The organism is Pedobacter sp. AC163, assembly GCF_979258665.1.
Map to the genome: position 1 here is coordinate 5,107,157 of NZ_OZ409872.1, position 23,310 is coordinate 5,130,466.

Consider the following 23,310-nt stretch of genomic DNA (forward strand, 5'->3'; position numbering starts at 1 on the left):
TCAGAATGTTGCTAACCCTTAATTTTTGATCTATTTGCTCTGACTCTTGTGAATTTTCTTGATAATAAGAAGTAACACTGCGCTAATAATTGTCTACCAGTTGTTCCGGTTGCGGGCCGATGATCAGTTCCTGGTCTGGGACCCAATTAATGTCACAGTCAATAAGTTGAACGTAGTTTGCAATAATATTCATCAGCTTGTAATACTCTGCATTAATTTGCGGTTGCAATTTCCCAAAGCTGATTACAAGGGTGTTTTCAATCAATAATGATTGAACATTGAAAGCAAAAGAATCATTTTCCAACCATTCAAAATTCTGATCAGATAATAAGACTATCGAACAGTCAACTTTCCATTTCCGGCGAGACGCTGTTACATGGTAAGTCAGCTGGAAATCTAGTATTCCATCATTGGTCGAATCAAAAAGTATATTAACCTTCTTTCCCATTTAACGTTTACAGTAAGCATGTTTCCATATTTAAAAAGTACCCTTAAAGCATATTAAGCACAATTAAATTTAAATTATGGCTGGCTTGATGTCTATTGTAAATTGTAAAAAAAAGACGTCGGTTTACTAAATCTGAGCTACTTTATTTGCGTAAACGTTTACGTAAAAAACCGCATTTGCTTAGCTCAATTAATATGCTTCGTTTTCACCGGAACAACCTTCATGAGTTGGTTTTTATTGTCGTATTTAAGGCTATCCAAACAAAGTTCCCTAAGCACATACTTTTCCTTTTGCGGAACAATGCGATGGTATAAAACGTAATCCTGTTTTCCTAAAGTGACTACCGTATGATGACCGGGGCCTATTGTTGCTGTACCAGGTATAGTTGAAAGAATTGGACTATTTTTTCCCTTTTGGAAAGGACCAAAGGGCGTTTTGCCTACTGCATATCCTATTCGATAGGTTTCATCAATTGCTTTTCCTTCAGAAAACATCAGCAAGTATTCGTTATTTCTTTTAATCAGGTGTGGTGCTTCGAAATAACCGGGTGGTGTTACCTCCACTGGCTTATTTGCAAAACTGAACATATCTGGCTTTAACTTTACAGCCATGCATTTTCCATTAATCCAGTTAAATCCTGAACCCCAGTAGAGAAAAGCATCGCCGTTATCGTCAATAAAACAATCAGCATCAATGTTATGAACGGCAGGAAAATCCTTCGCAGCAATTAGCGGCGTGTTATCTTTTTTAAGGTTTTTCCACGGCCCCAAAGGCTGATCACTTACTCCAGCCCAAACCTCGCTCCCGACAGATACGTACATGTAAAACTTCTTATCTTTACCTCTTACAACAGAAGGCGCCCAAACCATCGAATTATTGGAGGTTGGGCTGTTACAGGCTTTTTTGGTTGGCCAATTTAAATGGTGGCGTGTGAAGTTAACAAAGTCTTTCGTTTCAAAAACAGCCAGTTCATCTCCGCCCCATGGATCAATAGTGGCATAAATATAGTAGGTGCCATTTTGCTTTATAACTGTTGGATCGGCAAAATACCCGGGGATAATAGGATTACTTACCTGCTGCGCCATCGATGATAGCGAAATAAGCATCAGCATCAGCAATGCTGAAAAACTGCCAATATTTTTGTTGTTTCTATTTATCCGCATCTCTTTCTGTAAAATTAACTGATTTAATTTTAGTTACATTCTTTGTTTCCAATGCTTTACCTGCATAAGAAGGTTTGGCTTTACCCCAAATTACTTCGCTGTTTTGTAAACTGATGTAGCCTGTATTTTCGAAATAAAAACCAGCAATATCACTTTTTACCATCCCCTCTACATTGCTCGGCCTGCGGTCATAAACTCCGCCAGGCTGCTTAGTTGTTTTCTCCATTGCAACAGTTACCTGATCAAAATAAATGTTCGAAATCTTCTCAGGATTTTCGCCGCTAATGTAAACCCCACCTTCTCCAGTGCATCTAATATTGGAGAAATAAATATTTGTTACAGCACCCACACGGCCTTTTGTTTCACCTTTCGGTAACCGCCAGCCCGCATCTTTGTTATTGCTTGTTGCTCGTGGGTATGCGGTAATGTAAATAGGCTCGGCTTTGCCCCACCATACATCTGAGAATAATTTGGATTCGATAACCAGATTTGAAAAGATTACATCACTTACCGTTCCTTCATCTCTGTTTTGAATGCCTATGCCTCGATTACTATTAACAATATTACAGTTGTTGATCAGCACTTTGCTAATGCGGTCCATATTTTCGGAGCCGATTTTAATGGCGCAAGAGCTGGAAGTCATGGTACAATTGCTAATAACAATATTTTCGCATGGACCATATTTTTCAAATTCACGTCTGTTTTTTAAGCATATACAATCATCTCCCGATTCGATATAACAATTGTTAATCCTTACGTTTTTACTATGATCGATATCGATACCATCACTATTTCTAATTTTGATACTATTGAGCAACGTGATATTTGAAATCGCAACATCATCACAACCTATTAAATGAACGGTCCAATAAGCAGAGTTTTTAAAAGTAACGCCGTCGATATTTAATTTTTTACAACCAATTAAAGTGAGTAAATGTGGCCGCGGATCTACAACATTAAAAGGTTTAAGCACATAAGAATCGTCTAGTTCTTCTCCCATAAATGAAATGCCATTTCCGTCAATTTCACCGCTACCCGTAATGCTTACCTGCTGCAAATCTTTTCCACCAATCCATACGGTTCCTTCACCTCTGTTATCGCCAAAGGCACTTTCCGTATAAAGTTTTTCATCCGGACTTGCTAAAATTTTGGCTCCACCTTCTACTCTTAACTCTACAAATGATTTTAAGTTGAAGGGCCCCGAAAGATAAACATGCCCGGCGGGAACAACTACCTGGCCACCGCCAGCTTTTGAACACGCATTGATAGCTTTCTGAATCGCCACTGCATCATTGGTTTTGCCGTTGCCAACCGCACCATAGGTTTTAATATTAAATTTTGATTGCGCATTGGCAAAAAAGCCCGAAAGAAGGAAGATTGCTAGAATTAATTTTAACTTCATCTATATTATATTTAGCGTACTATTTAATTTTTACCAAAAAACTGTATAAAGGGCGGCCATAATGCCTACAATAATTACAGATGCAACCATAAATGCAGGCGTAACTTTAAACATCGTTTTGTCAATCTCTAAGCCCTGCGGATTGTTCTTACTTTTAGGATCGGTAAGTGTGATTACCACCATCACCACGATAATAGTCACAAAAACCCACGACATTCTATTTAGAAAAGGAATATCATCAATTAAACCCTGACTTATTGAGGGCAGGAATTTGAAGAAGATGGAAAGAGGAATGGTTAGCAGTGCGGCACAAAGTGCTGCCCTTGATGTTGTTCGTTTCCAGAAAAAGCCAAGTAAAAAAATGGCAAATACACCCGGCGAAATAAAACCGACATATTCCTGGATAAACTGATATACCTGATCAAAGCTTCTTAACGCCGGAGCAACAATAATGGCAATTACCGATGCGATGACCACTGACCATCGCCCAACGGCGACCATCCGTGTTTCGCTTGCAGTAGGATTAATATATTTTTTATAAATATCTAAGGTGAAAATGGTGGCAATACTGTTTGATTTTCCTGCTAGCGAAGCCACAATAGCTGCCGTTAATGCTGCAAAAGCCATTCCTTTTACGCCAATAGGTAATAAGTTCATTAATACCGGATAGGCATGATCTGGTTTGAGTACGCCTGAACTGTCTAACATTTCTGCCTGAAAATAGCCACGCTGGTAAAGCACAAAAGCAGCAATACCCGGAATCACTACAATAACTGGAATCAGCAACTTTAAAAAGGCCGCGAAAATCAATCCGCTTCTTCCGGTTTTTAAATCTGCCCCCAAAGCCCTTTGAACGATGTATTGATTGCAACCCCAATAATTGAGGTTGTTAATCCACAAACCGCCAACCAATACAGCCACACCTGGAAGTTCGTTGTAAAACTTATCGCCCTTTGAAAATATCATGTGAAAATGATCAGCTGCCTCGGTGCGTAACATCGGCAGCGCACCTAAAACGGTATCTACATTCAGTTTTTCCGACACCAGTTTGAGTGCCATGTAGCAAGTGATTAATCCGCCGATAACCAAAACAAAAACTTGGATGACATCTGTATAGCCAATCACTTTCATCCCCCCAAGGGTAATTAATGCAGAGAATATGGCCAGAAAAATGATACAGGTACTAAAAGGAATTCCTGTAATGGTTTCTATGGCGATAGCACCTAAAAAAAAGATAGAGGTAAGGTTAACAAACACATAAACCAGCAACCAAAAGACAGCCATTAACGTACTCACGGTATTGTTATACCGGGTAGATAAAAACTGTGGCATGGTATAAATTTTATTTTTAAGGTAAATTGGCAGGAAGAAAACCGCTACAATAATGAGCGTTGCTGCAGCCATCCATTCGTAACTGGCGATGGCCAGTCCCATGGCAAAGCCTGAGCCAGACATACCGATAAAATGTTCTGCAGAAATATTGGAAGCAATTATGGATGCGCCAATAGCCCACCATGTCAAAGATCCTTCAGCAAGAAAATAGTCTTTAGTATCTGTTTTCTTTTGTTTTTTAGATCGATAAACATAATAACCGTAGGCCGAAACGATAACGAAATACAAAAAGAAAACGGCACAGTCAAGCGCTGAAAGGTGATTCATAGCGTTGTAATATATTTGGTTTTTTTAAAAGTCAGAAAAAATCCGAATCAAAGCGGATGAAAGAAGGTATTTAATTACGTAAACGTTTTCGGGTTTTAACCGATTTTAAGCAGGTTTTTCTTAGCAACCAGTTGATTCTCTTTTGATGAGCACCGATTTGAGCACAATATTTTGATCATCTCCAATACCACGTTTAGTTAAGATTTTAAACAGGCATTTAGCAGCCTCAATACCTATTTCAAATGCAGGTTGGGTAATAGTTGTTAAAGAGGGATTGAGCAACTTTGCAGAACTCAGGTTAGAAAAGCTGATAATTTTTACGTCCCCTGGAATTTGCAGTTTTAATTCCTTACAAGCAAGGTATGCCGGAATTGCAAATTCTTCTATCGAAGAGAAAATTGCATCTGGCTTATGCGATTGGAACAAGTTGATAATGTTGGCCACGTTCTCATTTTCTTCCGGCTGATAATGTAAAATAAGGTTTTCATCAATGCTGATACCATGTGCCGCCAGTGCATCTTTATATCCGGCAAATCGCGTTCGGCCGGCAGGTAGTTTTTCCAAACCGTATAAATAGGCAATTTGAGTACAGCCACACTCAATTAAATGTTCGGTGGCATTAAAGGAAATCTGGTAATCATCAGTGGTAATTTTAAAGGCATCTAAAGATTCATAAACCCGATCGAAAAAAACCAGCGGAATTTTTTTAACCAGATCGCGGTAATAATCATTATTGTATTCGTTGCTCGATACAGAAGTCAAAATGCCATCTACCCGGCCGTTAAGTAAACTATTGGTAAATAACATTTCCATCTCAATATCTTCATGTGTTTGATAGATGAGCACATGATAACCATATTGCCTGGCAATTTCTTCTATTCCTTTGATGGCCAGGGAAAAGAAGTTGTTGGCTATGTTCGGTATAATTACCGCAATGGTTTTAGTTTTGTTGCTACGTAGATTACTGGCCGCAGGGTTTGGAGTGTAGTTAAGTTCTTTTGCTAGTGTTAATACCCTTGTTTTTGTTTTTAAGCTAATTTCGTAGCTATCATTAAGTGCTTTTGAGACAGTTGCTATCGACAGGTTTAACTCCTGCGCAAGTCTTTTGATATTTACCTCTCCCGACATTTGGTTACTCGTTTTGTTAGTTAATCTGGATAACCAAAAACATTTTTCATCTCGTAATGATGATCATTTCAGCTGGATTTACAAACCAAAATTGGAAGATATGTATCCAATGATAATATGCCTTGTTTCTCCACGACTCACTTACAGGGATGATTGTCTGGTTATCAAAAACGAATTTGAAAGTTGCATGCAACGTAACAAATTCGTTGCTACTAAACTAAGGAATTATAATAACAATTTGCCTACCTGCTTTAGTTATTTAGGTGCCAGCATTCTTGGTTGCTTAATAAAACCCAACGCTGCATCAATCTGTACAGAGTAAAATTGCAAGATATTATTAATCAGTGATTTATATTAAAATATCACGATTTACTTAATCGTTTACGTAAATAAAAATCCCAAATCATAAAAATCTAAGGTTTCAAAAACTCAACTTTAGATCATCAAACAAAGCATATTTTAACCAAATTATTTCTAGCCTTATGAGAAACGAAGAAATATTTTCGAAGGAAGATCAGAATCCATTGAAGAATATTGATCAATGGGAAGAGGATTTATTAATCCGTTATCCAGACCCGTCCAATATCAATTCAGACAAAAAAGAAGAACAGTTTAGAAACTACGACGAAACCGAAAAAGATGGTGTAAAAGAGTTTTATAAACTGAACCACACTTACCAAACTTATGATTTTGTTCAGCAGAAAAAAGCTGATTATTTGAAGTTTGATAAGGAAGAAATGCCTGTATGGAGTGCTTTTGATTTTCTGAACAAATTAGTTGATGATTCTGATCCGGATACAGATTTAGATCAAATGCAACACCTGCTTCAAACATCAGAAGCCATTAGAAATGATGGCCATCCGGACTGGATGGTGCTTGTTGGTTTAATCCATGATATGGGAAAAGTGCTTTGCCTTTACGGTGAGCCTCAATGGGCAGTTGTGGGCGATACATTTCCGGTTGGTTGTGCTTATTCAGATAAAATTGTTTACCCGGAGTTTTTTGAACTGAATCCTGATTTCAAGAATCCAGAGTACCAAACTAAATTGGGTGTTTACAGTCAAAACTGCGGCCTCGATAACGTTCACATGTCTTGGGGGCACGATGAGTATGTTTACCACATGATGAAACCATATATCCCTGAACCAGGATTATACATGCTGCGTTACCACTCGTTTTACTCGCAACATAAAGAAAATGCTTACGATCATTTAATGAGTGAGAAAGACCACGAAATGTTTAAATGGGTAAGATTATTCAACCCTTATGATTTATATTCTAAGAACCCTAATCAAAAAAGCTGGGAAGAATTAAAGCCTTATTACGAGGCGCTTGTTAATAAATACCTACCGGCAACCATCAAATTTTAACACAAAAACAAAACATATACATTAAAAAAATTTAACTAACCATTTATGAACCTAAATCTACAAAAATCATGAGATTTAATTTTACGAGCATAAAGTATGGCGGCTTTCTTTTGCTGTTCTTACTTATCGGCCAGTCTTTCAATATGGCATTTGCCCAAACAGAAAGAAAAATCTCCGGTAACTTAATAGATAATACCAAACAGCCTATCATAGGGGCTTCGGTTTCTGTAAAGGGAACCAGCAAAGTTACCTCAACAGGTGCAGAAGGATCTTTTACGATTTCTGCAAAAACTGGCGACAAAATCCTTTTTAGCTTTTTAGGTTATCAAACCAAGGAACTAACGGTAGAGGCCGCTTCAACTTATCAGGTAACCATTTCAGAAGCAACGGCATCACTAACTGATGTTGTAGTTGTGGGTTACGGTAAAAGCACCCGTAAAGCATTAACAAGTTCAATATCAACCGTAAAAGGCGAAGATTTAAATAAAGGCGCCATTAGTGATGTTGGCCAGATGTTACAGGGTAAAGTTCCGGGACTAAATATTAGCCGTAGCGGAGATCCAAACCGTAACGCCGCGATTATCATGAGAGGTGCATCTACACTTCGTGAAGGCGCTCAATCTCCTTTATTCGTTATCGACGGTGTAGTTGGCGCAGATATTTCAATTATTGCACCAGATGATGTGGCTTCTATTGATGTATTAAAAGATGCGGCAGCAGCGGCTATTTATGGTAACCGGGCGGCAAACGGTGTAATTATGGTGACCACTAAAAAAGGCGTGAGTGGGCAAACACAAATTTCATATAACGGCTATTTTGGAATTGAAAATGTTTCCAATCGCTATGATATGATGAATGCAGACCAGTTGCGGGCTTTTTTAGCGAAAACAAACTCTGCTTTAACACCAGCAAATGATAAAGGTGCAAATACAAACTGGCAGGATGAAGTGCAAAGAAGCGATGCCATGTCTCAAAACCATAACGTTTCATTAAGTGGTGGTACCGAAAAAACAACCTATAATGCAAGTGTTAACTATTTCAATCAGCAGGGGATAATTAAAACCAGCGGATTAGATCGGTTTATTGGTCGTATTGGCGTTGAGCAAAAAGCTTTCAATGATAAATTGAAAATCTCTTTCAACTTAAGCAACTCTGTAAGTAATGCAGATCTGGTTCCTTACAGAAACACGATATTATCGCAAATGCTTACTTATTTGCCAACTGCACCGGTAAGAAATGCCGACGGTAGTTATTTTGATAACTTGGTTCAAACCAGTTATTATAACCCGGTTTCGATGTTGGAGAATGCAAAAGAAAATCTAAAAACTAAAAATATTTTAGGGAACTTGAGTGCTAACTTAAAACTTCCTTTTGGTTTTACATATGATGTAAACGTATCTTATCAAAATACCCAAAATGTGTATGGTGCGTTTTACAATAGCATTTATACTTCTCGTTATAACAACGTAAGAAATACACCAGATCCGCCAGCAAACCCAACTTTCGTCTCTTTAGTGGGTCAGAATGGTGTGGCAGTAAGAAACGCTTATCAAAACACCAATAAGATTATAGAAACTTATCTTACCTGGAACAAAAAGTTTGGCGATCATGATATTAATGCGGTGGTTGGTTATTCTTATCAACAATCTTTAAATAATGATGGTTTCCAATCAACTTCTACTAATTTTCCTGTAAATGAGGTGGGTTATAACAACTTAAGTTTAGGTAATCCTTACGCGGTAACCGATTTCAGGGTAGATTTTAACCCTGGTGTTACCTATCAGGAAATTCTGTTGATCTCTGATTTTGCAAGAGTAAACTATAATTATAAAAATAAATATCTACTTCAGGGATCGATTAGAAGAGATGGATCTAACGTATTTGGTATCAATGAAACCTGGGGTTACTATCCATCAGTTGGTGCAGCATGGAACCTTGACCAGGAAAATTTCATGAAAAATCAAAACGTAGTTAGGTCATTGAAATTACGTGGAAGTTATGGTATTGCCGGGAATTCATTGGGTTTTGCGCCACTAACAACCAAATTGATTTATGGTCAGGTAGGTCAGTTTTATTACAATGGTTCACCTAGAGAGGGTGCCTATGGCGCCATCCAAAATGAAAACAAAGATTTACGCTGGGAAAGAACAGCAACCACAAATTTAGGTGTAGATTTTGGTTTATTCGGTGGTAGAGTAGGTGGTTCGGTAGATTGGTATAACAAAAAAACTACTGATTTAATTTTAACCTTCGATGTTGATCAAAACCTTTATCCTTCTGGTCAGCTTACCGCAAATGTGGGCAAACTGAGTAATAAAGGTATAGAGGTGGTTTTAAATGGTACGCCTGTAATTAGCGATAATTTCAGTTGGACAACAGCCATCAATCTTGCCAGAAACGTAAATAAAATTATTACCTTATCTGATACTCGTTTCAATATCGATAACAGGTTGACGGTAACTCCTGATGGTGCAGGTCAAAGTGGAGCATCATTACAGATTTTAGCACCAGGCCAGGCGATTGGAACATTCTATACTTTTAAATATGCAGGGAAAGATGCCAACGGTGTTTCGCAATACTACGATGCGGCAGGCAATATTAAAACGCAGGGTTTACTAAATAGAACTGACTATTATATTTTAGGAAATGCACAGCCAAAAGCATTAATCGGTTGGAGCAACAATGTTCGTTACAAAAACTTCGATTTAAGTATTTTTATGAGAGCCGTTTTGGGTAACAAAATCATGAACGTGACCCGTGCCGATTTGTTCCGCCCAAGCACAGCACAGTTCACCAATATCCCGGTTGAGGTAGAAAACGAATCAGCATCAGATTTTAACTCCTACAAATATTCAAGCCGCTTTTTAGAAAACGGTAGTTACTTAAGGCTAGATAATGCCACGCTGGGTTACACATTCAAAAAAGGACTGATCCCAGGTGTAAACTCGTTGAGGTTGTATACTACTGCTAACAATCTTTTTGTGATCACTGGTTACAAAGGCATCGATCCGGAGATTAACCAGGGCGGTATTGCTCCGGGTGTAGATACCAATAACTTTTATCCTAAAACCAGAACATTCTTGTTCGGCTTAAACGTATCATTTAATTAAAATCAAAAAAGATGAAAAGTCTTATTAAATATATCGCAGGTGCAGCTTTAACACTAGGTGTGTTAAGCTCTTGCCATAAACTGGATTTAAAAGTTGAAACTCAGTTAACCCCAGAAACATTTCCGCAAACGGCGCAACATTTTGTTCAGCTTACTGGCCAGGTGTACGTACAGCTTCGTCAGGGTTGGAGTACCGATTATTTCTTCATGCAAACGCTAAGTACCGATGAGGCGATTATGCCTGCAAGAGGTGGTAACTGGTATGATGGCGGAACTTATGAAATGCACCATAAACATACCTGGACTAAAGATAACGGACATGTTAGTAGTGGTTGGGGATGGCTTTCGGGTGTGATTAGTAAAGCAAACCAGAGCTTGTTTTTACTAAAAGATGCACCAGAATCACCTGCGAAAGTTACCTCAATAGCCGAGCTTCGTGCAACAAGAGCTTTAGCCCTTTTTATGATGATGGACTTGTGGGGCAATATCCCTATTGTAACTTCATTCGGCGAAACAACTTCTCCAGAAACCAAACCGAGAGCAGAAGTATTTACTTTCATAGAGGCAGAACTAAAAGATATATTACCAAGCCTAAGCATAGCTACAGGTGCAGCAAATTATGGCAGACCGAACAAATACACCGCTTATGCGATTTTGGCGAAGATGTATCTTAACTCTGAAGTGTATACCGGAACTGCCCGTTATAATGAAGCCGTAGCCATGTGCGATTTGATTACAACGGCAACAGGATCACCTTATAGTTTAGAATCTGATTTCAGAAAGATGTTCTTTATTGATAACGGACCTCAAACAAAAGAATTTATTTTTGCAATCCCTTACGATCCGGGATATAGTAACGGTTTTATGATTTATTCGAGGTATTCTTTACCAAGATCATTGCAGGCGAAATATAGTCTTAAACATACGCCAAGTGCACCAATGAGTACTTTGCCAGAATTTTATGCAAACTTCAACGATCCTAATGATAAAAGAAATGCGCAATGGATCAGAGGTTTACAAACTTTTTATGATGGCCGCCCGGTTACTGTAGCTACAACCAAAAAAGGTTACGACCAGTTTTACACTGGTGCAGATGCTTCCGCTCCAATTACTTATCAGGTCGATATTACACCTAATTTAACCTTGAGAGATGCATCGAGACCATTCGACGTTGGAAATGATGAAGTGGCCTGGAACATGGGTTACCGCAACAATAAATTCTATTGCGATAGTACTTCCTCAAACAGAAATCAAAATAATGATGTGCCCATTTTCAGGTTGTCAGATATTTTGTTGATGAAAGCAGAAGCGATATTAAGAGGCGCTACTCCAACACAAGGTCAAACTGCATTATCATTGGTAAATCAGTTAAGAGCAGTGCGAACCACTTCACCAGCGTGGACTTCTGTAACATTGGAAGATATATACAAAGAGCGTTGCAGAGAGCTTTCGTGGGAATGCTGGCACCGCAACGATATGATTCGTTTTGGTAAGTATGAAGGATCTTGGGGTTTCAAAACCGATGCACAAACTTTCCACCGCCTGATGCCAATTCCTAATTCGGCAATGATCTTAAACCCGAAATTAAAACAGAATCCTGGTTACAATTAATTGGGATAACATGAAAAGAAATTTCTCTAGGCTTATCTTTAGAGAAATTTCTTTTTTAAAATTTTATCCATTTCATTAAAAGACCCAATTCATTTTCATGAATAAACGACTACTATTTCTTCTTCCACTTATTTCTGCAGGATCTTTATTTGCGCAAATAATCACAAAAAATCCTTCAGAAACGGTTACTGCAACAAAAACCCTCAAAAAAGAAATTGGTACTTTAAATTTTATTGCCATGGGCGATTGGGGCAGAAATGGTGCCGATCACCAGAAACAGGTAGCGAAACAAATGGGAATTACTGCTGCAGATGTCAAGGCTCAATTTATAATCTCCACAGGTGATAATTTTTACCCTAGCGGTGTCATCAGCGAAAAAGATCCGCTGTTTAAATATTCTTTTGAAGATATCTACACTGATTTTTCATTGCAATGGGACTGGTATGTTATTCTCGGTAACCACGATTATAAGTCAAATCCCGATGCTCAGGTTGAATACTCAAAAATCAGCAGACGCTGGAAAATGCCTGCAAGATACTTTTCAAAGAAATTCCCCATCAATGGAGATCTGAATAATCAGGTTTTAATTGCTTTTATAGATACCAATCCATTGATTCCTGAGTTTTACAAAAACGCCGAATACGGACCAAATGTGAAAGGTCAGGATACGACGGCTCAAAAAAAATGGCTCGAAAAAACACTTGCCGAAAAAGATTCCTCCATTAAGTGGAAAATTGTGGTAGGCCATCATCCAATGTTTACCGGTGGTAGCCGAACGGAAGGTTATGATACCAAAGCCATTAGAAATTCATTGAAACCACTGCTAGATCGCAATGGGGTTGATGTATATTTAACCGGGCACGAGCATAGTTTGCAGTATATTAAACCTGAAGGCAAAACGCATCATTTCATTTCTGGTGCAGCTTCAGAGAAAACGCCGGTTAAACTGATTCCTGATGCCCAGATGGTCGCATCAGAGTATGGCTTTATGCTGTTTTCTGTAAGCAATAACAGCCTAAATGTTCAGGTGATTAACGACGAAGGCTACGTGATTTATCAAACTGCAATAAAAAAATAGTTCCTGCGGAAGCAAAAATTAATCAATAATCTTCACCACCAACATTTAAATGAAATTAACCGCCAGGATCGATTTGCCAGTAAGTAAACCAAAAAGATTAATTTCTTTGGATGCCTTGCGTGGTTTCGACATGTTTTGGATTATTAGCGGCGAAGGGATTTTCCATGGTTTAGCCAACGCCGTAAAGCAAAAGCATGGCCTTGCTCAAAACCATCAAGACTGGCAGATTATAGCTACAGAAAATTTGTCACTTTTAGAGCGAATGATGGTCGGTATCAGCAATCAGCTGCACCATTCTCCATGGAACGGCTTTACTTTCTACGATTTGATCTTTCCCTTGTTTATTTTTATTTCAGGTGTATCAATGCCTTATTCGTACCAAAAATATCTTGAAAATAGGGCGAAAGACAAAAGCCTTTCTAATCAGGTTTATTATTCGTTGATCAAACGAACCTTGATTTTAATTGTACTGGGTTTTATTGTGAATGGATTATTGCAGTGGAATGGTTTTGAAAATACTCGATTTGCCAGTGTACTCGGACGAATTGCTTTTTCTACTTTTTTCGCTGCTCTGATTTATCTGAACTTCTCGCTACCTAAACAAGTCATCTGGTTTTTAGCCATCCTTTTTGGTTATTATTTTATCATGATGTATGTTCCGGTTCCTCATTTTGGTGCTGGCGTGCTAACACCTGAAGGAAATTTATCAGCCTATATAGATCGGTTACTTTTGCCAGGGAAACTCCATCGAATTGTTTACGATCCGGAAGGAATTTTAAGCAATATTCCTGCATTTTGTTCTGCGATGATTGGTATATTTACTGGTACTTTTATTAAATCCGAATCAAGCTCATCCAAGCAAAAAGTATTCAAATTATTTCTTGCAGGTATTGCATGTATCGCTTTAGGTTTACTTTGGTCGATCATTTTTCCCATTAACAAAACCATGTGGACCAGTACTTTCGTATTATTTGCTGGCGGATGTAGCATTTTGTTATTTACCCTATTTTATTATGTTATTGATGTGCAGTCGATTAAAAAATGGTGTGTTCCATTTCTGTGGATTGGCAGCAACTCCATCCTCATATACGTTTGTGCCCATGGCCTGATTAATTTTGAATCTACGGCGGTTTTTATTTTCGGTGGCTTAGTTCAAAAGATTCCGGCAATCTGGCAATCGGCACTTTTGTGGACTGCAATCCTCGGCATCCAATTATTTATCCTTAAATTTCTTTACGATAAGAAGTGGTTCTTAAAAATTTGATATGAAATTGAAATTCCTTTTTGTTCTTGCAATCTGTTTATTGGGCTACGGCAAATCGTGGTCGCAAGATTATTTAAAAACATCAAACGAACTTATTGCAAGGGTGGTTCCAAAGCATCAATCGTATTTTCTCACGGAAAAACTGAACGCCAAAGATGGAAAAGATATCTTCGAAATTGAAAGCAAGGGCAACAAAATCCTATTAAGAGGTTCAAGCGGCGTGGCCATCGCTTCAGCATTTTATCACTATTTAACTGAGTACGCACATTGTCAAATCACCTGGAACGGCACTAATTTAAAACTGCCTGCTACGCTTCCAAAGGTACCAGCCAAAGTGCGAAAAGAAACGCCTTACGAATATCGTTACTATTTGAACTACTGTACATTTAACTACAGTATGAGTTGGTGGGACTGGGCCAGATGGGAAAAAGAGATTGATTGGATGGCTTTACACGGAATCAATATGCCACTGGCAATTACCGGCGAAGAATATACCTGGTATCTTTTATATAAAGAAATGGGTTTTTCTGATGAAGAATTAAGTGGCTTTTTTACTGGTCCGGCATATTTCTCATGGTTTTGGATGGGCAACATCGATGGATGGGGTGGTCCTTTACCTGTTTCATGGATGAAAGAACACTTTGATTTGCAAAAGAAAATTTTACAAAGGGAGCGGGCACTTGGTATGAAACCTGTGCTTCCGGCATTTACTGGTCACGTTCCTGCCGCCTTTAAGGCAAAATACCCGAATGCAAAATTAAAAGCAACCAACTGGACCAATGGTTTTGCAGATACTTATATTCTGGATTCTGAAGATCCGATGTTTGCCCAAATAGGTAAAAAGTTTCTGGAGAAGCAAACGGAACTGTTAGGAACGGATCATCTTTATTCTGCAGATACCTTTAATGAAAATGAGCCACCATCATCAGCACCTGATTATTTAGGTAAACTGAGCGCAAGAATTTATGATGGAATGTCTCAGGCCGATCCAAAAGCCGTTTGGGTGATGCAAGGATGGCTTTTTTATAGTGACAGAAAATTTTGGAAAGAGCCGCAAACCGAAGCTTTGTTAAAAGCAGTTCCGGACGATAAAATGATTTTATTGGATCTGGCTACAGAAATTGAACCCGTTTGGAAACGAACGGAAGGCTTTTATGGTAAGCCCTGGATTTGGAATATGCTTCACAATTTTGGCGGCAACACCAATTTATTTGGTCGCATGGATGTGGTGGCAACCGCACCCGCCGAAGCGCTGGCCAATCCAAAAAGTGGTAAAATGAAAGGTATCGGTTTGAGCATGGAAGGGATAGAACAAAATCCGGTTTTATATGAATTGATGATGGCCAATACCTGGCAAAAAACACCAATCGATTTAAATAAATGGCTCCCTAAATTTGTTAACAACCGTTATGGAACCAAGGATCAGCATGCACAAGATGCTTGGAAAATTTTACGGAAAACGGTTTACAATGTACCTGCTGACAAATATATCAGAGATGGTGCAGAATCTATAATTCAGGCCAGACCAACTTTAGATTCCCTTTCACGATGGGCGAAAACTACGCTGAACTATCATGAGAAGGATTTACTTCCAGCATGGGATGCGTTGATAAAAGCCAGTAAAAATTGTAAAGCCAGTGATGGTTATCAATACGATATTGTTGATTTAACCCGCCAGGTACTCGCCAATTATGCCTTGCCGATTCAAAGAAAATTTGTTGCTGCATATGAAAGAAAGGATCTTCAGGCATTCCAGATCGAGAGCAAAAGATTTTTAAATTTGATTGATGACATGGACAAACTATTAGCCTCAAGACAAGACTTTTTACTTGGTCCATGGGTAAGCGATGCGAGAAGATGGGGCAAAACCGAAAAAGAAAAGGCGCTTTACGAAATGAATGCGAAAGATTTAATCACCCTTTGGGGCGATGCTAAAAGTCCGCTAAATGAATATGCTTGCCGCCAATGGAGCGGATTATTAAGTGATTTTTATAAACCACGCTGGCAAATGTTTATTGCTAAAGCGAGTAATGCGATCATCCAAAATAAGAAACTGGATGTTGCAGCCATTGAAGCTGAATTAGCAGATTGGGAATGGAAGTGGGTGAACAAACGCCAGGATTATCCTACTAAAACAGTTGGAAATCCGGTAACACTTTCCATTGAGATGTATAAGAAATACAGAAAAGAAATTGGAGAAGCCCATCAGAAAAAACAATGATTCAATCGATTAACACTAATTACTCGACAGATTTGGCCGAAAAAGCAGTTACTGGTTTTTTTAAACATGAGTTTGCATTCTTCGTGAAGATTACGTTGATCATTTGCCTGTTTTTTAGTTCTTCTTTTGCGCAACAAAAGGATTTGATTCGATATGTCCAGCCATTTTCTGGAACTTCTGGCAGTACCACGAAAGCAAGCCAACATGTTGAGGATAAAACGGAGCGCTTGGCGAATACCATTCCGGCAGTTGCACCGCCTTTTGCAATGACGCAATGGACACCGCAAACACAGCTTAGCGAGAAAAAATGTCTGGCACCATATTATTACAATAACGATAAGATTTTTGGTTTTAGAGCCAGTCACTGGATTAGTGGTTCTTGTACGCAGGATTATGGCAGTTTTACCATCATGCCAATTTCCGGAAAATTGAAAACTGCCGCCCATGATTATGCCGAAAATTATAGTCATCAAGGCGAGATCTCGCAGCCGGATTATTATAAGGCAGTGTTTCAGAAATATCGGTTGGAAACAGAAATCACGGCTACGCTCCGCAGTGGTATGCTTCGGGTAAAGGCATTAAAAGCAGACAGTATTTATCTGTTAATTAGCCCAAATAGCGATCAGGAAAAGGGTTTCATTAAAATTGATCAATCAAAGGGTGAAATCTCTGGCTACAATCCTGTTCATCGTATTTATCAGGGATGGGGAGAGCCTGCTGGTTTTAGCGGCTACTTCTTCATCAAAATTAATAGAAAATTTACTAGAAGCGGTACTTTTAGCGAAGGCAGAACGGATACTGCAACATCCATAATCAATAAGAAAAACATTGGCGTTTATGCTGGGTTCAAACTGGAAAACGGCGAGCAAATTGTCATATCTTCCGGAACTTCTTTTACCAGTATAGCAGCTGCAAAAGCCAATCTGGAAGAAGAAATTGGCTCATTAAGTTTCGAGGAGGTGAGAAGCAAGACCAGAAAAAGCTGGTCTGAATCGCTTTCACAAATTAAAATTGTAGGTGGGGATGAGAAAAAGAAAAAAATATTTTACACGGCACTTTATCATGCCCAGCAACATCCAAGGCTTTTTAATGATGTTGATGGCGGTTACCCTCGTTTTGCTGGAAACTATCAACGCGAAATAGCTAAGGGAAATTATTACGATGATTTCTCCATGTGGGATATTTACCGGGCTCAGCTTCCTTTGGTGGAATTGTTGCAGCCAAAGCTGGCCAATGCCTTTGTTCAATCGTTAATATCAAAAGGCGAGCAGGGTGGATGGTTACCTATTTTTCCATGCTGGAATAGTTATACTGCTGCGATGATTGGCGATCATTCAACTGCTTTCATTGCTTCTGCTTACAACAAAGGGATTCGTGATTATGATATCCAGAAAGCTTATCAACTCATGAGGAAAAATGCTTTCGAGATGCCAGATTCTGCAGATTATCTAAATGGAAAAGGCAGACGGGGAATAAACAGCTATCTAAAATATGGCTATATCCCGATGGAAGATAGCATTCCGAATGCGTTTCATAAAAAGGAGCAGGTTAGCCGAACGCTAGAATATGCATTTGATGACTATGCATTGAGTACAATCGCAAAAGATTTGGGTAAAACAGAAGATTTTAATGCGCTAGATAAAAGGGCATTAAACTATAAAAATGTTTTCGATACAAGTGTCGGGATGGTGAGAGGGCGTTACAAGAATGGAACTTGGTTCGAACCGTTTCTTGCCGATCACCGTGAACCTTATATCACAGAAGGGACGCCGAGACAGTATAGTTTTTATGTGCCTCAAGATGTACCAGGTTTGGTTAAGTTAATGGGTGGACCTAAGAAACTAGAGAATGAATTAGATTCTTTGTTTAACAAACAGGAATATTGGCATGGAAATGAGCCTGGTCATCAAATACCTTTTCTGTACAATTTTACCGCTTCGCCATGGAAAACCCAGCTGCAGGTTAACAAAATCCTGAATGAAGAATACGATGAGGGAGCAGGTGGCTTAAGCGGAAACGATGATGCTGGCCAAATGTCGGCCTGGTACGTTTTTGCCTCACTCGGATTTTATCCGGTAGATCCGGTTTCAGTATTTTATGAAGCAACTACACCCTCATTTAATGAAGTATTGGTGCGCTTCCCAAATGGTAAAACCCTAAAAATAAAAAAGATATCAGGGCAGAAAAGTAAAGGCTACATTAAAAAAATAGTACTCAATGGGAAAGCTATAAAAGGCTATCGATTAAATCACGCAGATTTGATTAGGGGTGGTGAATTGATTTACTACACGTTCTAATTTCGTTCTGCGGTCAGTCCCGATTTTCCTCGAATGCAAGTCAATTTCATCATGATAAGAAAGCTTGCTACAGGTGACATTGCCTACATCAAGCTCATTTTTGTATAGTTGAACAAGATGTAGGCAAAATGAAAATGTTTTAACTTTGATCGATTTGGCCGGGAATAAGGCGGATTTCTTCCAGTCCGTGTTCAATCTTCCAGTTTTCTATAATGGGCTGTTCGAGCTCAATCTGCCGATATTCATCAGGCGACATAATGGGCACACCATGTACAATGGGATAGTTTCTTTGGCATGCTGAGCAGGATAAAATGCCTTCCAGTACATTCAAGTTGGTGTCTTTTACAAAAATTTTCAATTGAAGATCCGCCTTATCAAAAGGACAGCATAACTTATTTATGGTTTTCATTCTCATATCTTATTCTTTTGGTTATTTAGTGCAAGTTGAAAGGCCTTTGCTTCCTTTTCGGGATTGCTCGCTCCAAGTATTCCTGAAATTACAGCAACACCATCAAATGGTATTTTTAGTTTTAACATGGCGGTGTTCTCTGGAGTCATTCCACCTGAAACGAAAAATGGAATATTGGTAATCGCTCTGGCTTGTTGTACCGTTTCTGGCGAAACGATATCACAGCTCCCAGCTGAGCTTGATGGAAACATGGCGCAAAAGGAGATATAGTCAATGTTGTACTGGTTTGCGCTGTGGACGGTATCCAGATGGCCCGAGCAGGTTACTCCGATAATGATTTTTCTTCCTACAGCCTGTCTAATGTTCAGCAGGTCACCTGGTAGTTGATCAAAATGTACGCCGTCGAGGTGATCGGTTTCAAGTAGCAATTTCCAATCCTCATTAATCAGTACCGGAACAGAGTAGGGGGCGCAAAGCCTGGCGATGTCGCTAATGAGCGACAACTTATCAACTTGCGCAGGCCAGTTGTCCCATATTTGTACGATGTTTATTCCTCCAACTAATGCCAATTCAATGCTTTTGAGTAATGTTTCCCTTTCCAAAGCAGGATCCACTACCAAATAAATGCCGCCCTCGATTGTTTTTTTTACTATTTCCATCCTTTTTGTTTTGAAGTAAAAAATGCATTCCAATAAGGGTCAGTAGAAAAGTAGGGTAAGTCGGTAACGTCGCCATTGGTAATGAGCTTGTACCCACGCTCTCTTGATGTAAACTTTCCAATGATAGTGGCCTGAATATGCTGGTCTGCTAACTTTTTTATAAGTGCATTTGCCTGAAACTTATTTACTGCCATAACCATGCTGCCGGTACCTACAGTGAATCTTGGATCAAGGCCAAACAAGTCAGAAATTTCCTGTACCGTTTGGCTTACGGGAATTGCACTGTTTTCGATTTCGACCCCGTTACCGGAAGCAATGGCCATTTCATAAACCGCTCCTAAAACTCCACCTTCAGTTACATCATGCATGGCGCTAACAGCATTGTTCCCAAATTCTTTCGCTATTAAAGCCTCAGCCAAACTGGATGTTTGATAAAACAAGTTACAAGCCAGATCATAATGTTCCTTTCCGATAGCATTCTTCACCGTTTCGGGGAAACTCATCGCCAAAATTGCTGACGAAGATAACGCACAGGCTTTGGTTACCAGGATCAGGTCGTTTTGTTGTGCATATCGGCTTAACAAAATGCTCTCGCGAGGGGCATAAAGCATCATTGTACCACCTCCGGAAATCGTGGAGTTCTGTCCTTCAATCCTTCCGGTATGCCCGCCCGTAATGGCTACGCCAATCGAGCTACAATATTGATGCACAAAGGTCCAATAGGTATTGAAATCCTGTTCGCTGAGTGAAGTGGGCAGATTTAAAACCATCTGTGCGTACATGGGTGCAAAGCCGGTGGTAGCCATGTCGTTAGCCATAAGATGTACCGATAACCAGGCCGACTCTTGCAAACCGAGGGAGGGGATGAGCGTAAGTGGGTCACTGGTCATGGCCAAAGCCAAACCATTGGGCAAATTCACAACAGATACATCTACTCCGAAAGCTGGTCCACAGTGTATTTCGCTACGGTCTTTTCCGGTTTTTTTCAAAATGATATCCTCAAATTCCGTATTGTTGATTTTTCCTGAGCTCATATTCTATCAGTCATTAAATCGAACATATAAACCGAAAAAATCACCAATCGGCAAGCTCCACTGTTGCATAGGAAACCACTTCGGAAGTCCTGTACAGGTCCATTCTATGGTATATTCACGTCCTTTTAACGCTTCATGAATCTTTTGGCTGAGCAACTTTGGGGTATAAAATGTTGCGGTAAGATAAAAGGGGTTTTGGCCAAAGATTTCCTGAATTCTTCTTCTCAACACTTTTGGTGAATTTCTATTCATCATTCCGAATGCAATTCCTTTTTTGCCTACCCGAGCAGCCTCCCTGATCACCTGAACGGGATCGCGATAGTATTCGAATGTGGTAATGAAGGCCACGGCATCAAAGCTGTTGTCTTTGAAGGGCATAAAGTGTGAATCGGCATTGACCAGATCGCCATCAAAAAGATGAACTGCCTGCCCCAGCATAAATGGCGAAAGATCGCCGCCAGTAGCTTCGATCCCTATTTCTTTCCACCATCTAGTAAAGCGGGTTGTGCCACAGCCAAATTCCAATAACTCGCTAATGTTTTTATCCTTCCCCACAAGTTCAGCCATCACCTTTTTTTGCCAAACTTCGGCACGTTTGTACCGGCCTTCATACCACTGTTCGTAGGTGTCGGTATGTTCACGGTTAAAAAACCATTCCTTTCGGCCCTGCCAGTTGCTAAGCTTTTCGGAAAGTACATTGAAACTTTTTTGTTCTAATTGCATATGCTTGAAAATTTTAAACGCCTTACTGTTTACCGGATTTCGGATAGTGAACAGCGCTTAAATTCAAACAGCCGGGTTGGCCGCAATCTATTTGAGCAGGTGCATCCCTACGCCGGTATTATCCGTGTCAGGTTCGCGGGTATTCATCTCAGCCTTTAACATTTTGTTAAAAGCACCCCGTGCAACAGCAGCAAATATATAAATTCTGGTTAAAGTTGAAATAATTTTCTGTAATCATTTAGTGGATTACTGTATTTGCGTTCTTGTTTTCAATTTCAGGATTTCAAAACAACATGCTTGATTCCTGCAGGAAAAAAATAAAAATTTTAAACTTTAAAAAGCCTGGGCATGTTTACTCTTAACAGATTTGATCGTCATTTTGGGTGATGACGAAAACAATTATCCTTGAAGATTTTAAGAAATATTAAACCATCACAAAACATATTTAATGGGCAGATTGATTAGTAAACAAATTTCTCTAAAAAAAAGAACAGGTGTTTTTGGACTTCTTTTGTTGATTGGAATGTTCATCAGTGCCTGCCATAAAGAAGATGAAAAAGGCTATGTGATGGATGGCAAACAATTTGCCATCTCTGTAAAACAGGAGCATCTTTATCAAAACGATATATTGGCTAGGTTGGAAAAAAGCCAGGGAAATCCTGCACTTGCTGACCTTGTGAACAAAAGGAGATTATCTTCCACCGCTTATAATAACGATCTGGCTAGCTTTGATTTTTTAAAGGATACGGATACTTTCAATCTCTCAGAGAAGCATGTCTTTAACCTGGAGAATGCCGATAAAAAAATGGGAGAGGAGCATTTGCGTACGCTCTTGACAATGCTTATTGATTCTGATCAAACCCTGATCGGACTCCATGTAAAAGCTTCATCTAACCAGGGTGTGCAGGATGAACGACTGCGGGTTTGGGCAAGAGAAAAGATTTCTTCGTTACGAGACAATCTCAATGAGGTTCAAAAGATAAAATTATAACCACTTGAATATTGTTGAAAAGGGATTTAGTTTCAATTTTATTTCACCTTTAAGATATAACCGAGTCCATAAACATTTTCTATACTCACCTGGGCAGAAGCTTTAAAAAGCCTCCTTAGCCGGGAAATAAAAACCTCCAGACTTTTGCCATTAAAGTAATCATCATTGCCCCATAAAGCCAAAAGCAAGTCTTTTTTCTTTACCACCTGATTGATATTTGCCGATAGATGATCCAGAACTTCGGCTTCCCTCACTGTCAAAGAGATTTCTTTCTCATCAGGTAAAAGCACAAAAAGCTGATCTTTTTGATAGCTGATGTCGCCAATTTTAATGATGCCGGCCACCTGCGTTTTGGAGATAATCGTGGTATCTGAGAACTTATTTACGATATTTCCAATCCTAAGCACCAGTTCCTCAATTTCAAATGGTTTGGAAATGTAATCAATGGCGCCAATTTTTAATCCGCGTAGGCGATCCTGTTTTTCATTATGTGCCGTTAAAAAGAAAAATGCCTGGTTGGGGTTAAGCTTCATAATTTCTGTACTCAAATCAAAGCCGTTCATATCAGGAAGTTGAATGTCTACAATCATGAGTTTATTGTCGAGTTGATGCTGGCGGTAATGTTCAAGTGCTTCGGTAGCGGTTTTAAACCAGAGTACACTAAAACCCCGAAGTTTTAAATACTCCGAAATCACATTTCCCAAGTCAACCTCATCTTCAATAATTATGATATCATATTTCATG

General features: G+C 39.2%; 18 protein-coding genes and 1 riboswitch. Of the genes, 8 read left to right on the forward strand and 10 right to left on the reverse strand.

Annotated elements, in window-relative coordinates:
* Positions 1–82: 82 nt before the first annotated feature.
* The 5 genes from ACZZZK_RS22195 to ACZZZK_RS22215 all read right to left on the reverse strand — a co-directional run bounded on the left by ACZZZK_RS22195 (position 83) and on the right by ACZZZK_RS22215 (position 5,800).
* A complete protein-coding gene (locus ACZZZK_RS22195) occupies positions 83–448 on the reverse strand; it encodes a hypothetical protein (RefSeq protein ID WP_265801444.1) in 366 nt (121 codons plus the stop codon).
* Between the two features lie 185 nt (positions 449–633).
* Positions 634–1,611 (reverse strand): family 43 glycosylhydrolase, encoded by a 978-nt coding sequence (locus ACZZZK_RS22200; RefSeq protein ID WP_463486045.1) that lies wholly within the window; start codon positions 1,609–1,611, stop codon positions 634–636.
* Complete coding sequence (locus ACZZZK_RS22205) at positions 1,598–3,013, reverse strand: glycoside hydrolase family 28 protein (RefSeq protein ID WP_463486046.1); 1,416 nt, start codon at positions 3,011–3,013, stop codon at positions 1,598–1,600. Before ACZZZK_RS22205 ends, ACZZZK_RS22200 begins: the two co-directional genes overlap by 14 nt.
* 30 nt (positions 3,014–3,043) lie before the next feature.
* The gene (locus ACZZZK_RS22210; protein ID WP_265801441.1) at positions 3,044–4,672 is read right to left on the reverse strand and encodes a sodium/sugar symporter; all 1,629 of its coding nucleotides are present in this window, start codon (positions 4,670–4,672) and stop codon (positions 3,044–3,046) included.
* A gap of 120 nt (positions 4,673–4,792) precedes the next feature.
* Positions 4,793–5,800, reverse strand: a complete 1,008-nt coding sequence (locus tag ACZZZK_RS22215) for a LacI family DNA-binding transcriptional regulator (RefSeq protein ID WP_463486047.1) — start codon at positions 5,798–5,800, stop codon at positions 4,793–4,795.
* Between the two features lie 482 nt (positions 5,801–6,282).
* Between ACZZZK_RS22215 and ACZZZK_RS22220 the strand changes: the two genes are divergently transcribed.
* The 7 genes from ACZZZK_RS22220 (at position 6,283) to ACZZZK_RS22250 (ending at position 18,750) form a co-directional block, all read left to right on the forward strand.
* Entirely contained in the window at positions 6,283–7,170 is an 888-nt protein-coding gene (locus ACZZZK_RS22220) for an inositol oxygenase family protein (protein ID WP_463486048.1), read from the forward strand.
* A gap of 68 nt (positions 7,171–7,238) precedes the next feature.
* The gene (locus tag ACZZZK_RS22225; protein WP_265801436.1) at positions 7,239–10,280 is read left to right on the forward strand and encodes a SusC/RagA family TonB-linked outer membrane protein; all 3,042 of its coding nucleotides are present in this window, start codon (positions 7,239–7,241) and stop codon (positions 10,278–10,280) included.
* An 11-nt stretch (positions 10,281–10,291) separates the two neighbouring features.
* Positions 10,292–11,890, forward strand: a complete 1,599-nt coding sequence (locus tag ACZZZK_RS22230; protein ID WP_463486049.1) for a RagB/SusD family nutrient uptake outer membrane protein — start codon at positions 10,292–10,294, stop codon at positions 11,888–11,890.
* Between the two features lie 97 nt (positions 11,891–11,987).
* Positions 11,988–12,968 (forward strand): purple acid phosphatase family protein, encoded by a 981-nt coding sequence (locus tag ACZZZK_RS22235; protein WP_463486050.1) that lies wholly within the window; start codon positions 11,988–11,990, stop codon positions 12,966–12,968.
* 49 nt (positions 12,969–13,017) lie between these two features.
* Complete coding sequence (locus tag ACZZZK_RS22240) at positions 13,018–14,232, forward strand: acyltransferase family protein (protein ID WP_463486051.1); 1,215 nt, start codon at positions 13,018–13,020, stop codon at positions 14,230–14,232.
* 1 nt (position 14,233) lies between these two features.
* Entirely contained in the window at positions 14,234–16,453 is a 2,220-nt protein-coding gene (locus ACZZZK_RS22245; RefSeq protein WP_463486052.1) for an alpha-N-acetylglucosaminidase, read from the forward strand.
* Complete coding sequence (locus tag ACZZZK_RS22250; RefSeq protein ID WP_463486053.1) at positions 16,450–18,750, forward strand: GH92 family glycosyl hydrolase; 2,301 nt, start codon at positions 16,450–16,452, stop codon at positions 18,748–18,750. Before ACZZZK_RS22245 ends, ACZZZK_RS22250 begins: the two co-directional genes overlap by 4 nt.
* 139 nt (positions 18,751–18,889) lie before the next feature.
* Here ACZZZK_RS22250 and ACZZZK_RS22255 read toward each other — a convergent pair whose 3' ends face one another.
* The 4 genes from ACZZZK_RS22255 to ACZZZK_RS22270 are packed head-to-tail and all read right to left on the reverse strand — an operon-like array spanning position 18,890 to position 21,575.
* Complete coding sequence (locus tag ACZZZK_RS22255; RefSeq protein WP_463486054.1) at positions 18,890–19,165, reverse strand: Trm112 family protein; 276 nt, start codon at positions 19,163–19,165, stop codon at positions 18,890–18,892.
* Positions 19,162–19,818 (reverse strand): thiamine phosphate synthase, encoded by a 657-nt coding sequence (locus ACZZZK_RS22260; protein WP_463486055.1) that lies wholly within the window; start codon positions 19,816–19,818, stop codon positions 19,162–19,164. The genes ACZZZK_RS22255 and ACZZZK_RS22260 overlap by 4 nt, the downstream gene beginning before the upstream one ends.
* Positions 19,809–20,852 carry an AIR synthase family protein gene (locus tag ACZZZK_RS22265; protein ID WP_463486056.1) on the reverse strand — a complete coding sequence of 348 codons (1,044 nt, stop codon included), beginning with the start codon at positions 20,850–20,852 and terminating at the stop codon, positions 19,809–19,811. The genes ACZZZK_RS22260 and ACZZZK_RS22265 overlap by 10 nt, the downstream gene beginning before the upstream one ends.
* A gap of 6 nt (positions 20,853–20,858) precedes the next feature.
* Positions 20,859–21,575: a class I SAM-dependent methyltransferase gene (locus ACZZZK_RS22270; protein ID WP_463486057.1), complete on the reverse strand. Its 717-nt coding sequence runs from the start codon at positions 21,573–21,575 to the stop codon at positions 20,859–20,861.
* A gap of 87 nt (positions 21,576–21,662) precedes the next feature.
* Positions 21,663–21,765: riboswitch (TPP riboswitch) on the reverse strand.
* A gap of 267 nt (positions 21,766–22,032) precedes the next feature.
* Here ACZZZK_RS22270 and ACZZZK_RS22275 point away from each other — a divergent pair.
* Entirely contained in the window at positions 22,033–22,566 is a 534-nt protein-coding gene (locus tag ACZZZK_RS22275; RefSeq protein WP_463486058.1) for a hypothetical protein, read from the forward strand.
* 38 nt (positions 22,567–22,604) lie between these two features.
* Here the strand turns inward: ACZZZK_RS22275 and ACZZZK_RS22280 are convergent, their stop codons facing one another.
* Complete coding sequence (locus ACZZZK_RS22280; protein WP_265801422.1) at positions 22,605–23,309, reverse strand: response regulator transcription factor; 705 nt, start codon at positions 23,307–23,309, stop codon at positions 22,605–22,607.
* Position 23,310 lies beyond the last annotated feature (1 nt).

What these genes read in the sequence shown, in the direction of transcription:
- ACZZZK_RS22265 (WP_463486056.1), bottom strand. Translation starts at nt 20,852, where the DNA reads ATGAGCTCAGGAAAAATCAACAATACGGAATTTGAGGATATCATTTTG.
- ACZZZK_RS22200 (WP_463486045.1), bottom strand. Translation starts at nt 1,611, where the DNA reads ATGCGGATAAATAGAAACAACAAAAATATTGGCAGTTTTTCAGCATTG.
- ACZZZK_RS22255 (WP_463486054.1), bottom strand. Translation starts at nt 19,165, where the DNA reads ATGAGAATGAAAACCATAAATAAGTTATGCTGTCCTTTTGATAAGGCG.
- ACZZZK_RS22245 (WP_463486052.1), top strand. Translation starts at nt 14,234, where the DNA reads ATGAAATTGAAATTCCTTTTTGTTCTTGCAATCTGTTTATTGGGCTAC.
- ACZZZK_RS22225 (WP_265801436.1), top strand. Translation starts at nt 7,239, where the DNA reads ATGAGATTTAATTTTACGAGCATAAAGTATGGCGGCTTTCTTTTGCTG.
- ACZZZK_RS22220 (WP_463486048.1), top strand. Translation starts at nt 6,283, where the DNA reads ATGAGAAACGAAGAAATATTTTCGAAGGAAGATCAGAATCCATTGAAG.
- ACZZZK_RS22250 (WP_463486053.1), top strand. Translation starts at nt 16,450, where the DNA reads ATGATTCAATCGATTAACACTAATTACTCGACAGATTTGGCCGAAAAA.
- ACZZZK_RS22260 (WP_463486055.1), bottom strand. Translation starts at nt 19,818, where the DNA reads ATGGAAATAGTAAAAAAAACAATCGAGGGCGGCATTTATTTGGTAGTG.
- ACZZZK_RS22195 (WP_265801444.1), bottom strand. Translation starts at nt 448, where the DNA reads ATGGGAAAGAAGGTTAATATACTTTTTGATTCGACCAATGATGGAATA.
- ACZZZK_RS22205 (WP_463486046.1), bottom strand. Translation starts at nt 3,013, where the DNA reads ATGAAGTTAAAATTAATTCTAGCAATCTTCCTTCTTTCGGGCTTTTTT.
- ACZZZK_RS22280 (WP_265801422.1), bottom strand. Translation starts at nt 23,309, where the DNA reads ATGAAATATGATATCATAATTATTGAAGATGAGGTTGACTTGGGAAAT.
- ACZZZK_RS22240 (WP_463486051.1), top strand. Translation starts at nt 13,018, where the DNA reads ATGAAATTAACCGCCAGGATCGATTTGCCAGTAAGTAAACCAAAAAGA.
- ACZZZK_RS22235 (WP_463486050.1), top strand. Translation starts at nt 11,988, where the DNA reads ATGAATAAACGACTACTATTTCTTCTTCCACTTATTTCTGCAGGATCT.
- ACZZZK_RS22215 (WP_463486047.1), bottom strand. Translation starts at nt 5,800, where the DNA reads ATGTCGGGAGAGGTAAATATCAAAAGACTTGCGCAGGAGTTAAACCTG.
- ACZZZK_RS22210 (WP_265801441.1), bottom strand. Translation starts at nt 4,672, where the DNA reads ATGAATCACCTTTCAGCGCTTGACTGTGCCGTTTTCTTTTTGTATTTC.
- ACZZZK_RS22270 (WP_463486057.1), bottom strand. Translation starts at nt 21,575, where the DNA reads ATGCAATTAGAACAAAAAAGTTTCAATGTACTTTCCGAAAAGCTTAGC.
- ACZZZK_RS22230 (WP_463486049.1), top strand. Translation starts at nt 10,292, where the DNA reads ATGAAAAGTCTTATTAAATATATCGCAGGTGCAGCTTTAACACTAGGT.